At 75.0% G+C, this 13392-nt stretch carries 10 protein-coding genes and 1 riboswitch; of the genes, 7 read left to right on the forward strand and 3 right to left on the reverse strand.

All coding sequences use genetic code 11. The annotated features are described in order from the left end of the window. Window positions 1-3: 3 nt before the first annotated feature. The 4 genes from ACFYNO_RS24490 to ACFYNO_RS24505 all read left to right on the forward strand — a co-directional run bounded on the left by ACFYNO_RS24490 (window position 4) and on the right by ACFYNO_RS24505 (window position 3687). Window positions 4-507: a MaoC family dehydratase gene (locus ACFYNO_RS24490; RefSeq protein ID WP_388016247.1), complete on the forward strand. Its 504-nt coding sequence runs from the start codon at window positions 4-6 to the stop codon at window positions 505-507. 128 nt (window positions 508-635) lie between these two features. Then, the gene (locus ACFYNO_RS24495) at window positions 636-1838 is read left to right on the forward strand and encodes an acyl-CoA dehydrogenase family protein (RefSeq protein WP_388016250.1); all 1203 of its coding nucleotides are present in this window, start codon (window positions 636-638) and stop codon (window positions 1836-1838) included. A 282-nt stretch (window positions 1839-2120) separates the two neighbouring features. Then, complete coding sequence (locus ACFYNO_RS24500) at window positions 2121-2813, forward strand: phosphatidylserine decarboxylase (protein ID WP_388016253.1); 693 nt, start codon at window positions 2121-2123, stop codon at window positions 2811-2813. Further along, window positions 2800-3687, forward strand: coding sequence for a CDP-alcohol phosphatidyltransferase family protein (locus ACFYNO_RS24505; protein ID WP_388016256.1), 888 nt, complete (start codon window positions 2800-2802; stop codon window positions 3685-3687). The genes ACFYNO_RS24500 and ACFYNO_RS24505 overlap by 14 nt, the downstream gene beginning before the upstream one ends. Before the next feature lie 90 nt (window positions 3688-3777). Here the strand turns inward: ACFYNO_RS24505 and ACFYNO_RS24510 are convergent, their stop codons facing one another. The 3 genes from ACFYNO_RS24510 to ACFYNO_RS24520 all read right to left on the reverse strand — a co-directional run bounded on the left by ACFYNO_RS24510 (window position 3778) and on the right by ACFYNO_RS24520 (window position 8107). Continuing rightward, window positions 3778-5286, reverse strand: a complete 1509-nt coding sequence (locus tag ACFYNO_RS24510) for a hypothetical protein (RefSeq protein ID WP_388016259.1) — start codon at window positions 5284-5286, stop codon at window positions 3778-3780. Between the two features lie 214 nt (window positions 5287-5500). After that, window positions 5501-6628: an alpha/beta hydrolase gene (locus ACFYNO_RS24515; RefSeq protein ID WP_388016262.1), complete on the reverse strand. Its 1128-nt coding sequence runs from the start codon at window positions 6626-6628 to the stop codon at window positions 5501-5503. Between the two features lie 780 nt (window positions 6629-7408). Continuing rightward, window positions 7409-8107, reverse strand: coding sequence for a transcriptional regulator (locus ACFYNO_RS24520; protein ID WP_388016265.1), 699 nt, complete (start codon window positions 8105-8107; stop codon window positions 7409-7411). Between the two features lie 524 nt (window positions 8108-8631). Continuing rightward, window positions 8632-8795, forward strand: a riboswitch (cobalamin riboswitch). Window positions 8796-8825: 30 nt separating this feature from the next. Between ACFYNO_RS24520 and ACFYNO_RS24525 the strand changes: the two genes are divergently transcribed. The 3 genes from ACFYNO_RS24525 to ACFYNO_RS24535 are packed head-to-tail and all read left to right on the forward strand — an operon-like array spanning window position 8826 to window position 13389. Then, window positions 8826-9779, forward strand: coding sequence for a cobalamin biosynthesis protein (locus ACFYNO_RS24525; protein ID WP_388016268.1), 954 nt, complete (start codon window positions 8826-8828; stop codon window positions 9777-9779). After that, window positions 9776-11332: a cobyric acid synthase gene (locus tag ACFYNO_RS24530; protein ID WP_388016271.1), complete on the forward strand. Its 1557-nt coding sequence runs from the start codon at window positions 9776-9778 to the stop codon at window positions 11330-11332. The genes ACFYNO_RS24525 and ACFYNO_RS24530 overlap by 4 nt, the downstream gene beginning before the upstream one ends. 35 nt (window positions 11333-11367) lie before the next feature. Then, the gene (locus ACFYNO_RS24535; RefSeq protein WP_388016373.1) at window positions 11368-13389 is read left to right on the forward strand and encodes a putative cobaltochelatase; all 2022 of its coding nucleotides are present in this window, start codon (window positions 11368-11370) and stop codon (window positions 13387-13389) included. Window positions 13390-13392 lie beyond the last annotated feature (3 nt).

A 13392-nucleotide genomic window follows, 5' to 3' on the forward strand; every position in this document is an offset into this window, starting at 1 on the left:
GCCATGCAGTTCGGACGCACCTACGAGGAGTTCGAGGTCGGCGCGGTCTACAAGCACTGGCCCGGCAAGACCGTCACCGAGTACGACGACCACCTCTTCTGCCTGCTGACCATGAACCACCACCCGCTGCACATGGACAGCAACTACGCCGAGAACACCACCGACTTCAAGAAGAACGTGGTGGTCGGCAACTACGTCTACTCGCTGCTGCTGGGCATGTCCGTCCCGGACGTCTCCGGCAAGGCGATCGCCAACCTGGAGATCGAGTCGCTGCGCCACGTGGCGCCGACCTTCCACGGCGACACCATCTACGGCGAGACCACCGTGCTCGACAAGTGGCCCTCCAAGTCCAAGGACGACCGCGGCATCGTGTACGTCGAGACCAAGGGCTACAAGCAGGACGGCACCGTGGTCTGCCTCTTCCGCCGCAAGGTGATGGTGCCGACCGCGACCTACATCGAGCAGCGCGGCGGCGAGCAGCCGGCCCGGCCCACGCCCGCGAGCTGACCCGACCCCCGGGGGGCGGGCGCCGTCATCGCCCACACCTCCGGTCGCGGGGCCCGTGGAAGACCACGCTCCACGGGCCCCGCTCCCTCCCCTCCCCACCCTCACGCAGACTTTTTTGGAGCCGCACGATGGGACGCCTCGCACAGACCGACGGCCTCACCGAGATCCAGCGGGACATCCTCGCCACCGTGCGGGAGTTCGTGGACAAGGAGATCCTCCCGGTCGCCACCGAGCTGGAGCACAGGGACGAGTACCCGACCGCCATCGTCGAGGGCATGAAGGAGCTCGGCCTCTTCGGCCTGACCATCCCCGAGGAGTACGGCGGCCTCGGCGAGTCGCTGCTCACCTACGCCCTGGTGGTGGAGGAGATCGCCCGCGGCTGGATGTCGGTCTCCGGGATCGTCAACACCCACTTCATCGTCGCGCACATGATCAACGCCCACGGCACCCAGGAGCAGAAGGACTACTTCCTGCCCAAGATGGCGGCCGGCGAGATCCGCGGCGCCTTCTCGATGTCCGAGCCGGCCCTGGGCTCCGACGTGGCGGCGATCTCCACCAAGGGCGTCAAGGACGGCGAGCACTACGTCCTGAACGGCCAGAAGATGTGGCTGACCAACGGCGGCTCCTCCACCCTGGTCGCGGTGCTCTGCAAGACCGACGAGGGCGGCTCGACCCCGTACAAGAACATGACCACCTTCCTGGTCGAGAAGACCGCCGGGTTCGGCCCCAACCCGACCGTCCCGGGCCTCACCGTGCCCGGCAAGATCGAGAAGATGGGCTACAAGGGCGTGGACACCACGGAGCTGGTGCTCCAGGACGTCCGCATCCCGGCCGACCGGATCCTCGGCGGCGTCCCCGGCAAGGGCTTCTACCAGATGATGGACGGCGTCGAGGTGGGCCGGGTCAACGTGGCCGCCCGCGGCTGCGGAGTGGCCCGCCGCGCCTTCGAGCTGGGCATCTCCTACGCCCAGCAGCGCACCACCTTCGGCAAGAAGATCGCCGAGCACCAGGCGATCCAGTTCAAGCTGGCCGAGATGGCCACCAAGGTCGAGGCCGCCCACCAGATGATGGTGATGGCCGCCCGCAAGAAGGACAGCGGCCAGCGCAACGACCTCGAGGCCGGCATGGCCAAGTACCTCGCCTCCGAGTACTGCAAGGAGGTCGTGGAGGACGCCTTCCGGATCCACGGCGGCTACGGCTTCTCCAAGGAGTACGAGATCGAGCGGCTCTACCGGGAGGCCCCGATGCTGCTGATCGGTGAAGGCACGGCGGAGATCCAGAAGATGATCGTGGGACGCCGGCTCCTGGAGGAGTACAAGATCGCCCAGTAACCCCCGGAGGGGCCCGGTGACGGGGGTGCCGGGCCTCACCCGCGGTGCTGAGAGAAGACTCACTGATCTTGGCCGAACCCTTGGGAACCGCTCCGGCTGCGGCTACGGTCGTATACATAGCGCGTGCGTCCAGGCACGGCAGGAGACAGTTGACCGAGCAGGCGGGTTGCCCACCCACCACCTGCTCCCGATAGCATCCACCGGGACAGCAGCTGTCCCCTTATCACCCGATCCCGCGGTGGCCCCTCGGTCGGCCATGATCCCCCGCGACAAAGGTCTTAGATGCCCATCAGCCCGTCCCCTCACTCCTCCGTCACGGAGCGCGATCCCTTCGCTCCCGAAGCGGCAGGCCGCCGTCCGCGCGTGACCATCGCGCGCGGGGCGACGCCCTGGTTCGTCCCGACCCTGGCCACCGCGGCCCTGACCACCGCTCTCACCAAGCGGAACGGCAAGTGGGCCCTCGCGGCGGTCCCGGCCTGCGCGCTCAGCGCGGGCATGCTGTGGTTCTTCCGCGACCCGGAGCGTGAGATCGGCGCCGGCAGAGTGATCTCGCCGGCCGACGGCGTGGTGCAGAGCATCGACGCCTGGCCGGACGGCCGGACCCGGGTCGCGATCTTCATGAGCCCGCTGAACGTCCACGTCAACCGCGCGCCGCTGCCCGGCACGGTGGCCTCCGTCGAGCACATCGCCGGCGGCTTCGTGCCCGCGTTCAACAAGGACAGCGACCGCAACGAGCGGGTCGTCTGGCACTTCGACACCGAGCTCGGCGACATCGAGATGGTGCAGATCGCGGGCGCCGTGGCGCGCCGGATCGTGCCGTACATGCCGGCCGGCACCAAGGTCGAGCAGGGCGAGCGGATCGGCCTGATCCGCTTCGGCTCCCGCGTCGACACCTACCTGCCGGCGGGCGTCGAGGTCGGCGTCTCGGTCGGTCAGAAGACGACGGCGGGGGTGACACGCCTTGACCGTGACTGATCCCGAGACCCTGGTGGGCATCGGCGAGCAGGAGGAGACCGAGCTGCGTCGGCGCCGCTGGGCGCGCGATCGCGAGCTGCGGGCCCCCCGTCCGCCGCAGGCGCTCTCCACGGCCGACTTCCTGACCCTGGGGAACGCGGTCTGCGGCTTCCTGGCGATCTACTCCGTCACCACCAACATGCTGATCCCGCACATCACCGGGAACGGCAACGGCGGCGGCGTGGTCCGGCACGGCGCGGCCACCGCGGTGACCCTGCTGCTGCTCGGCGCCATGTGCGACCTCTTCGACGGCCTGGTGGCCCGCAAGCTGCGCGCCTCGGCGCTCGGCGCGGAGCTGGACAACCTGGCCGACCTGATCAGCTTCGGCATCGCCCCGGCCTACTTCGTGGCGGTCTGGGGCATCGTCTCCCCCGGCACCAACCAGGGGCTCTCGGCGTTCATCGCGCTCACCGTGCTGCTCGCGGTGGTGCTGCGGCTGGCCCGGTTCTCCGCGGTGAAGATGCGGCCCGGGGTGTTCCAGGGCATGCCCTGCCCGATGGGCGCGATGACGGTGATCGCCATCGTGCTGCTGGACCCGCCGTTCCTGGCCGGCCTGCTGGCGATCTTCGGCGTGGCCTACCTGATGGTGAGCCAGGTCGAGTACCCCAAGCCGCAGGGCCTGCTGGCCACCGCCACGCTGGCCTGGATCGTGGTCTCGATCGGCTGCCTGGGCGCCTGGGCGGCCGGCCTGCCCGGCGGCGACGTGCTGATGCACATCGGCGCCTTCGCGCAGATCGCGCTGGCCGCGATGGCCCCGATGCTGGTGATCCGCCGCAAGGTGGGCCAGAAGGTCGGCGACGTGCGCGCCCGCCGCGCCAGCTCGCGCAGCTGCTGAGGCCGTAGCGCCAAAGGCCGAGGGCCCCGGAACGAAACCGTTCCGGGGCCCTCGGCCTTTCTCCGTACCTTCTCCGTACCCGCGTGCGGGTCACGCGCCGCCGTGGTGGACGCTGAATGCCGACCGTCGGGCCGCCCGGGCCACCGCCGGGTCCGGGTGCACGGTGGCGACCGCGGTGAGCACCGAGGCGGCCCTGGCGTGGCCGGACTGCCGGGCCCGGGCGAACAGCCGCACCGGGTCGCCGGCACTGGCCCCCTCCACGTGGCCGACCAGCAGCTCCACCTCGCCGTGGTCCAGCACGGCCGCGGCGGTGTCCACCCAGAGCCAGGCGGCGTCCTCCGCGCTCAGCACGTCGGACGGGACCACCCCGCCCTCGTCCAGCTGCTCGGCCAGCCAGAGCAGCGCGTAGGGCCGCAGCACGGGCTCGTCCACGGCCGCCCGCACCGCCTGCTCGGCGGTGCCGCCGGCCACCCGCAGCGCCTCGAAGGCCAGGCCGCGCAGCAGCGCGTCCTCGCCGCGGGCCGCGTCCAGCAGCTCGGCCACCGCGCGGTCCACCGGGCGGGCGGCGACCCAGGCCCGGTACTCGGCGCGGGCCGGGCCCGGGGAGTAGTTGGCGCAGGCGTCCAGCAGCTCCAGGGCGCTCTGCTCGATGTGGCCGGCGGCGGTCTGCGCGACGGTGCAGATCTCCTCCAGCTTGGCCCGCACCGCCCAGTGGCCGAGCGGGGAGAGCTCGGCGGCGGCGTCGTGCCGCTCCACGGCGCCGACGGCGGTCAGGCCGTCCAGCATCCAGTCCAGCACCGCGGCCACGTCGGAGGGCGCCGGCGGGGCGTCCACCTGCGGCTCCCGGCAGGTGCCGCGGACGGCGGAGACGGCGGAGGCGGCGTGCGGCACCGGCGAGAGCGCGGCGAAGTCGCTGCCGCCGTGCCGGCGCTCGTCCAGGCCGCGGCGCAGCAGCTCCATCAGCTCGCCGTCGGCCACCGGGCCGTCCACCAGGTGCAGGAAGGAGAGCAGCTGCGGGGCCTGGTCCACGGCCTGTCCGGCGAGCACCGCGAAGACCCCGCGCAGCGCGGCCGGCGGGACGGGGGCGAGCAGCGTCCAGGCGTCGAACAGCGCGGACCAGCCGCGCAGCACCGCCTCGTCGTCGTGCTCCCAGGCGTGCAGGCGCCAGCCGGGGGCGGCGCCACCGTCCCGGGGCTCCACCAGGCCGACCAGCAGGGCCTGGCCCCAGGCCTTGGCGGCGGCGCCGACGGTCATCGCCAGCGCCCGCCCGGCCGTCCGGGCGTCGTCGGGGAGCAGTTCGCCGCGCTTGTCGACGGTCTCCAGCTCGCCCGCCCAGCGGGCGATCCGGACGGCGTCCTGCAGCATCCGGCGGGCCAGCGGAGCCAGCTCGGCCGGACCGGGGAAGCCCTCGGGCACCGGGACCCGGCCGCGGCCCGGTCCTGGTGCGGGCGTGCGTCGGCGGCCGGCGGAGCTGACGGAACGGCCCGGCTGGGCGCCGTCGGCACGGCGGGCCGTACCGGGCAGACGGGTCACCGTCGCGCCGGTGCCCGTGGTCGGCGGGAGCGGGGCATCACGGTCGCGCGGATTCCGAGACGTCACGCCGTGCAGTCTTCCCCGTGTACGGGGCGGTTGTCACATCGAGTTCGGCGCGTCTTGCGGCGAACCGGCTCGCCGGGGGCCAGGACTCGGGGCAAGAGCGGCCAAACCGGGCCGACTCCCGTTGAAAATGACCTGAGCACGACAGTACCGTCGGTACTGTGCGTGGTCAAGGGGTCACCAGCTGCGCGCGGGGAGGGCGCGCGGTCCCGCGCGTTCAGAGGATCGGGGTCAGGAAGCGGCGCAGCGTCTCCTCGTAGCCCGCCGGGTCGGCGTTCCAGAGCGCCCCGTGGCCGGCCCCGGGGACGGTGTGCAGGCTCACCAGGTCGCTCCGGCGGTGGGCCAGCCGGTCGGCCGCCCCGAACGGCGCCACGGCGTCCTGCGGGCTCGCCAGCAGCAGCGTGGGGGCCGCCAGGTCGGTGCCGTCGGCGATCCGGGCGAAGCCCGCCAGGTCCACCCCGGTGCGGCCCTCGGCCGCCCAGGCGCCCAGCCGGCCGACCAGCTCGCCCGGCACGCCCGCCCGGGCCGCCACGCCGCGCACCGAGGCGGCCGGGTCCAGCACCGGCGAGTCCAGCACCAGGCCCGCCAGGTGGTGGCGCAGGTCGGAGCGGGCAGCGGTCTGCAGCACGGCCGTGGCACCGACCGACCAGCCGTAGAGCACGATCCGGCCGGCGCCCGCCTCCTTGGCGAACCGGATCGCCGCGTCCACGTCCCGCCACTCGGTCTCGCCGAAGTGACCCATCCCGTCCGGCGAGGGCGGCGCGCCCTGGTCGCCGCGGTAGCTGACCACCAGGGCGGGCAGCTGCAGCCGCTTCAGCACCGGCAGGACGGGCAGCGCCTGGCGGCGGTCGGCCAGCGCGCCGTGCACGAGGATCACCCAGGTCCCGCGGATCGCCGGCACGTACCAGGCGGGCAGCAGGCCCAGCTCGCCGTCGACCACCACGTCCATGTAGTCCAACCCGCAGGCCGACCCCGGATCGCCGCGCAGCACCCGGTTGGTCAGCTCCACCTCGGCCCCGTCCGCCGGCGGCGTGCCCGCCACCGACTCCACCCGCCGGGTCACCGTCTGCGGCCCCGTCGCCAGCACCTCCCCCACCACGGCGTGCCCACCCCGCCACTCCACCGCGTACCGCCCGCGCCGCGCACTCGCCACCGTCCGGGTCAGCACCACCTCGCGCTCCCCCATCCGATGCACCTTCAGCACCGGCTCCCCCGCCACCGGCCCCACCTCCGCATGCCCCGGACGGATCGTCAGATCGGCGACCCGGCGCCCCACCATCAGGGCGACCGCCCCCGCCCCGATGACGACGGTGGTGGCCGCGGCGACAACGGTTCCCCAACGCATGGGCACTCCCCGGAGCTGTTGGTCCTCGGATCTCACTGACCCCACCAGTTGACCGCGCTGCCGCACGTGCGGCCACCGGGGGACGGCCGTCCGGTTCCTAGCTTGCCCGCTCCTCCCCGCGTCGGACGGCGGTCGTGTCCCCCGGCCTTCGGCGGGGGCCCACCGGGGCGGGCATCGGCGGCGGGGGCCCTCCTGGCCGGAGGGGATGGGGTCATCGGCGATCGACGAGAGACCGTCGTGGGGCCCTCCCGGCCGAAGGCCGGGGGCGTGTATGCCATCAGGAAGAGACTCGCCGACGGAAAGCGCCCCGGTCGTGACACCAGTGCCGAGGAGGAGCCATGGTGCCGCCCGGCCGGAGGCCGGCGGCCGAGAAGTCGTCGTGGGGCCGGTGGCGGGCATGCCCCGGCGGCAACCGCCCGGCGTCATCAGGAAGAGATTCGTCAACGGAAACACGCCCCAGTCATGTCACCACTGGCCTCCTCCTCACCGCGATCTCGCGCCCGGGTCGTGGCAGCCACTCCCTCACCCCCGCCATCGGCGTCGCGCTCCGCTGCCTCCTCGCCCGCGCGAGCCGGGCGTGGCTCCTGGGGCTGGGCCTTCGCGCGGCGGGCAGCACGCTCAGCCGGGCCGGCCTCCGGCTCCTCCGAGCCATCCCCCACCTCCCGCGCCTGCTCGCCCGCCGGTGCCAGCGAGAGGCCGGGCCTTCTCGCGGCAGGCAGCGCGCTCGGGCTGCGCGGCCTCTCGCGTCCCCTCTATCCCTCGCCCGGCGGCAGGCCTCCCCTACACCGCCAGACCCCCCGTCCCCTGCTCCGCCAGCAGCGCCCAGAAGCGCTCCGGGTGCGGCTCGCTCGGGGGCGGCGGCGCGGTGCGCTGGGTGGTGGATCCCCAGTGGGAGGGAACCTGGTGTTCCGCCTGCAGCGCCGTCAGGGCCCCGGTGAGGCGGGCAGGTGGGACGGGGACCAGGCGGGCGACCGCCGGGAGGTGGGCCTGCCAGCGGCCCGCCACGCAGCGGCGGAGCAGGTCCGCCAGCTCGCCCTCGCCGCCCGTGACGCGGACGAACTCGCGCAGGGTCATGCCGAGCAGTGCCACCAGGGCGGCGGCCTGTTCCGGGTCGCCGGTCCAGCGGCCCGTCAGTTCGGCGGCCGCGTAGCTGCGCAGGCCCATGCCGATCCGGGTGGCCGCGTGCTGCTGGCTCAGTTCGCGGGCGAGCCGGAAGTCCCGCAGGGTGGCGGGGCGGGTGCCCATCAGCTGGACCGGCGGGCACCAGAGTGCGCGGGCGAGGGCGATGAACTCCTCTTCCCCCGGGATGATCTCGCCGCTCTCCCAGCCCAGCACGTGCCCGGGCAGCAGCCGCACGCCGTGTGCAGCCATCGCCGCCGCCACCTGCTCCGGGGTGAGGCCGAGGCCGGTCCGGTGCGCGCGGGCGGCCTGCGGGGAGAACGGGACCGGAGCGGGGGCCGGGGGCCTGCTTCTTCGCATGGCGCCGACGGTAGGGCGGCGCGCTTCCCGGACCCCACCCGCTGAACGCACGAAGCCCCTCGGCGACGCCTGACATCCCGTTGGACGATCGCCCAGCACCCGCGCCCCCACCAGGGCGGCTCCCGGTGTGATCAACCACTCACCCGACGAGGGGGATGGCCGGCCGACGGGCGCTCAGGCTCCGGCCCGCCAACGGCAGCGAGGCGGCCCCGGACGAAGCAGCTCCGGGCGCCGACCAGCCGCGCACGTCAGCCCGCCCATCCGCCCGTGTGATCAACCACGCACCCGATGGGGAGGAGGGGCAGCCGACGGGCAATCAGGCTCCGGCCGTCGCACAGCGCGTCAGGCTGGACGGCCGCGTCAGCCCGCCCGCCCATCCCCCGTGTGATCAACCACTCACCCGCCGACGGGCGCTCAGGCTCCGGCCCGTCAACGGCATCGAGGCCGCCCCGGGCGCAACAGCTCCGGGCGCCGGCCGGCCGGGCGCGTCAGCAGGCCCGGCAGCGCGCCCTCCCTGTTGACGCGCGGTTTGGCCGCGTGATGGTATCCATGGGCCATACGGAGGCAAGCAGAGGAAGCCGGTGCGAATCCGGCGCGGTCCCGCCACTGTCACCGGGGAGCCCGCCGGAGAGTCGGCCGCAGCGCGCCCCGGGAGCCAGGAACTCTCGCCCCCGGTTCGTCGATCCAGGGCGCGGACCCTGAGTGAGGACACGCACCGATGCAGCGCGCCCTGCCGCCGCCCGCGCACGCCCCGGCCTACGCGCTCGGCGCCGTGGCCGGGTTCGCCGCCGACGCGGTGTTCGCCGATCCCCGGCGCGGCCACCCGGTGGCCCTCTTCGGCAGTGCCGCGCTCCGGCTCGAGAACCTGCTGCACCGCGACCACCGCGGCGCCGGCGCCCTGCACACCGCGCTCGCCGTGGGCGGCGTGGCCGTCGGCTCGGCCGCGCTGCTGCACCGGGCCGGGCCACTCCGGCAGGCCGTGGCCGCCGGCCTCGCCACCTGGACGGTGCTCGGCGGCACCTCCCTGACCCGCGAGGCGCGCACCATCGCCGCCGCGCTCGGCGCCGACGACCTCGAGGCCGCCCGCGCCCGCCTGCCGCACCTCTGCGGCCGCGACCCGAGCGCGCTGGACGGGCAGCAGATCGCCCGCGCCGTGGTCGAGTCGGTGGCCGAGAACACCGCCGACGCCGTGGTGAACGCCCTGGCCTGGGGCGCCCTGGCCGGCACTCCGGGCCTGCTCGCCTTCCGCGCCGTCAACACCCTGGACGCGATGGTGGGCCACAAGTCCCCGCGCTACCGCCGGTTCGGCTGGGCGGCGGCCCGGCTGGACGACGTGGCGGGCTGGCCGGGCGCCCGGCTGACGGCGCTGCTGACCGTGGCGGCGGCCGAGGACCGCGGCCGGGCCTGGCAGGTCTGGCGGCGGGACGGGGCCGCGCACCCGAGCCCCAACGCGGGCCAGGCGGAGTCGGCCTTCGCGGGCGCCCTCGGCGTCCGGCTGGGCGGCACGCTGCAGTACGGGACCAGGACGGAGCACCGCCCGGTGCTGGGCGCCGAGCTGCGCCCGGTGGCGGTGCCGGACATCGAGCGGGCCTGCCGCCTCTCCCGCCGGGTCGGCCTGCTGGCCCTGGGGACGACGGTGGCGGCCCGACTGCTGTGGAAGGGACGCAGGTGAGCAACGCGATCCTGATCGCCGGCACCACCTCGGACGCCGGCAAGAGCGTGGTGACCGCGGGCATCTGCCGCTGGCTGGCCCGACAGGGCGTCAAGGTGGCGCCGTTCAAGGCGCAGAACATGTCGCTGAACTCGATGGTGACCGCCGACGGCGCCGAGATCGGCCGGGCCCAGGTGATGCAGGCCCAGGCGGCCCGGGTGGAGCCGGAGGCGGCGATGAACCCGGTGCTGCTGAAGCCGGGCGCCGACGGGCGCAGCCAGGTGGTACTGCTGGGGCGCGCAGTGGCCGAGGTGGGCGCGCTGGACTACCGGGAGCGCAAGCCCTACCTGTTGGAGCGTTCGCTGGAGTGCCTGGCCGATCTGCGCCGCCGCTTCGACGTGGTGGTGTGCGAGGGCGCCGGCTCGCCCGCCGAGATCAACCTGCGCGACCGGGACATCGCCAACATGGGCCTGGCCCGGGCCGCCGGCCTGCCGGTGCTGGTGGTCGGCGACATCGACCGGGGCGGGGTGTTCGCCGCCATGTACGGCACCCTGGCGCTGCTGGAGGCGGCCGACCAGGCGCTGGTGGCGGGCTGGCTGGTGAACAAGTTCCGCGGCGACGCCCGGCTGCTCGCGCCGGGGCTGGACATGCTGCACGAGCTGACCGGCCGTCCGGTGCTGGGCACCCTGCCGATGCTGCCGGACCTCTGGCTGGACGCCGAGGACTCGCTCGACCTCGCCACCGCCGTGGACCGCTCGGCGGCCACCGGGCCGGTGGGCGCGGACGTGCTGCGGGTGGCGGTGCTGCGGCTGCCCCGGCTCTCCAACTTCACCGACCTGGACGCGCTCGCCCAGGAGCCGGGCGTGCTGGTGCGCTGGGCGACCCGGCCGGAGGAGCTGGCCGACGCCGACCTGGTGGTGCTGCCCGGCACCCGGGCCACCGTCGCCGACCTGGCCTGGCTGCGCGAGCGCGGCCTGGAGCGGCCGCTGCTGGCCCGGGCCGCCGAGGGGCGCCCGGTGCTGGGCGTCTGCGGCGGCTACCAGATGCTGTCGCGCCGGATCACCGACACGGTGGAGTCCGGCGCGGGCACGGTGGACGGCCTGGGGCTGCTGCCCGTCGAGGTGGAGTTCGCCGTCGAGAAGACCCTCGGCCGCCCGGTCGGCGAGGCCTTCGGCGAGCGGGTCGAGGGCTACGAGATCCACCACGGCATAGCCCGGGTGGCGGGCGGGGAGTCCTTCCTCGACGGCTGCCGGGTCGGCTCCGTCTGGGGCACCACCTGGCACGGGGCGCTGGAGAACGACGGCTTCCGCCGCGCCTTCCTGCGCGAGGTCGCGGCGGTGGCGGGGCGGGCCTTCGTGCCCGCGCCGGACACCTCCTTCGCCGCCGCCCGGGAGGCCCGGCTGGACCGGCTGGGGGACCTGATCGAGGAGCATGCCGACACCGACGCGCTGTGGCGGCTGATCGAGGGCGGGGTCGGCGGCGCGCTGCCGTTCGTCCCGCCGGGCGCTCCGGCGCCCCGTCCTGTGCCGGATGGAGAGGTGTCCGTGGAGCGTGAAGAGGGTGGAGAGCTGTGAGTGACGTCCGTTACCCGTTCACCGCGGTGGTCGGGATGGCCGACCTGCGGCTGGCGCTGCTGCTGAACGCGGTCTCGCCGGCCGTCGGCGGCGTGCTGGTGCGCGGGGAGAAGGGCACCGCGAAGTCCACCATGGTGCGCGCGCTGGCCGGACTGCTGCCGTCCATCGCGGTGGCCGCGGACTGCCGGTTCGCCTGCGACCCGGCCGCCCCGGACCCGCAGTGCCCGGACGCCCCGCACACCGCCGGCGGGCAGGAGCGGCCGGCCCGGCTGGTCGAGCTGCCGGTGGGCGTCACCGAGGACCGGATCGTCGGCTCGCTCGACCTGGAGCAGGCGCTGGCCCAGGGCGTGAAGGCGTACGAGCCGGGGCTGCTGGCCCAGGCGCACCGCGGCGTGCTCTACATCGACGAGGTCAACCTGCTCCAGGACCACGTGGTGGACCTGCTGCTGGACGCGGCCGCGATGGGCCGCTCCTACGTGGAGCGCGAGGGCGTCTCGGTCCGGCACGCGGCCCGGTTCCTGCTGGTCGGCACGATGAACCCGGAGGAGGGCGAGCTGCGGCCGCAGCTGCTGGACCGGTTCGGGCTGACGGTGGAGATCGCGGCCACCCGGGACCCGGCCGAGCGGGCCGAGGTGGTGCGCCGCCGGCTGGCCTACGACGCCGATCCGGCGGGCTTCGCGGCCGGCTACCTGGCGGACGAGCGGGCGCTGGCCGAGCGGATCGTCCGGGCCCGCGAGCTGCTGCCCGCCGTGGTGCTGGGCGATCCGGCGCTGCGCCAGATCACCGCGGTCTGCGCGGCCTTCGAGGTGGACGGGCTGCGCGCGGACATTGTGATGGCCCGCACGGCGGTGGCGCTGGCGGCCTGGGACGGGCGTACGGCGGTGCTGGAGGAGGACGTCCGCCAGGCGGCCCGGCTGGCCCTGCCGCACCGGCGCCGCCGCAACCCGTTCGACGCGCCGGGGCTGGACGAGGAGCAGCTGGACCGCACGCTCGGCGAGCACAGCGAGCCGGAGGAGCCCACCGACCCGGAGCCCACCGACCCCGACGGCGACGGCGACGGCCCCGGGGACGGCGGCGGTCCGGACGGCGGCGGCGCCCCCGCGCCCGAGACCCCGTCGGCCGAAGCCCCGTCACCCGACGCCCCGTCACCCGACGCCCCCGACGCCCCCGAGGCGCCCGCCGCCCCGCAGCTCCCCGCCCCGGGCCCCTCGCGGGAGTCCGCCCCCGTGGCCGCGGGCGAGCCCTACCGCACCCGGCTCTTCAAGGTCCCGGGCACCGGCCACGGCGCCCGCGGCCGCCGCTCCCCCGCCGAGACCGACGGCGGCCACACCATCCGCGCCTGCCGCCCGCAGGGCGCCCTGACCCGGCTGCACCTGTCCGCCACCCTGCGCGCCGCCGCCCCGCACCAGCTCGCCCGCGGCCGCACCGGCCGGGCGCTGCGCCTGCGGACCGACGACTTCCGCGAACAGGTCCGCAAGGGCCGCGAGTCCAACCTGGTGCTCTTCGTGGTGGACGCCTCCGGCTCGATGGCGGCCCGGCAGCGGATGACCGCGGTCAAGGGCGCGGTGCTCTCCCTGCTGATGGACGCCTACCAGCGGCGGGACAAGATCGGCATGGTCACCTTCCGCGGCTCCGGCGCCGAGCTGGCGCTGCCGCCCACCTCCTCGGTGGAGGTCGGCGCGGCCCGGCTGGAGCTGCTGCCCACCGGCGGCCGCACCCCGCTGGCGGCCGGCCTGCTGCGGGCGCACGAGGTGCTGCGGCTGGAGCGGGTGCGCGATCCGCTGCGCCGGCCGCTGCTGGTGGTGGTGACCGACGGCCGGGCCACCGGCGGGCGCTCCGCGCTGGCCGAGGCCGGCCGGGCGGCCGGGCTGCTGGCCGCCCAGGGCACCGCCGCCGTGGTGCTGGACTGCGAGTCCGGCCCGGTCCGGCTCGGCCTGGCCCGCACCCTGGCCGGGCAGTTGAACGCCGCCGCCGTCACCCTGGACGAGCTGCGCGCCGAGGGCGTGGCCGCCCTGGTGCACGCCCACCGACCCTCCACCCAGCGAAAGGCAGCGTGATCC

Source organism: Kitasatospora sp. NPDC006697, assembly GCF_042869935.1.
Taxonomy (GTDB): domain Bacteria; phylum Actinomycetota; class Actinomycetes; order Streptomycetales; family Streptomycetaceae; genus Kitasatospora.

What these genes read in the sequence shown, in the direction of transcription:
- ACFYNO_RS24520 (WP_388016265.1), bottom strand. Translation starts at nt 8,107, where the DNA reads ATGCGAAGAAGCAGGCCCCCGGCCCCCGCTCCGGTCCCGTTCTCCCCG.
- ACFYNO_RS24500 (WP_388016253.1), top strand. Translation starts at nt 2,121, where the DNA reads ATGCCCATCAGCCCGTCCCCTCACTCCTCCGTCACGGAGCGCGATCCC.
- ACFYNO_RS24535 (WP_388016373.1), top strand. Translation starts at nt 11,368, where the DNA reads ATGGCCGACCTGCGGCTGGCGCTGCTGCTGAACGCGGTCTCGCCGGCC.
- ACFYNO_RS24515 (WP_388016262.1), bottom strand. Translation starts at nt 6,628, where the DNA reads ATGCGTTGGGGAACCGTTGTCGCCGCGGCCACCACCGTCGTCATCGGG.
- ACFYNO_RS24525 (WP_388016268.1), top strand. Translation starts at nt 8,826, where the DNA reads ATGCAGCGCGCCCTGCCGCCGCCCGCGCACGCCCCGGCCTACGCGCTC.
- ACFYNO_RS24490 (WP_388016247.1), top strand. Translation starts at nt 4, where the DNA reads ATGCAGTTCGGACGCACCTACGAGGAGTTCGAGGTCGGCGCGGTCTAC.
- ACFYNO_RS24495 (WP_388016250.1), top strand. Translation starts at nt 636, where the DNA reads ATGGGACGCCTCGCACAGACCGACGGCCTCACCGAGATCCAGCGGGAC.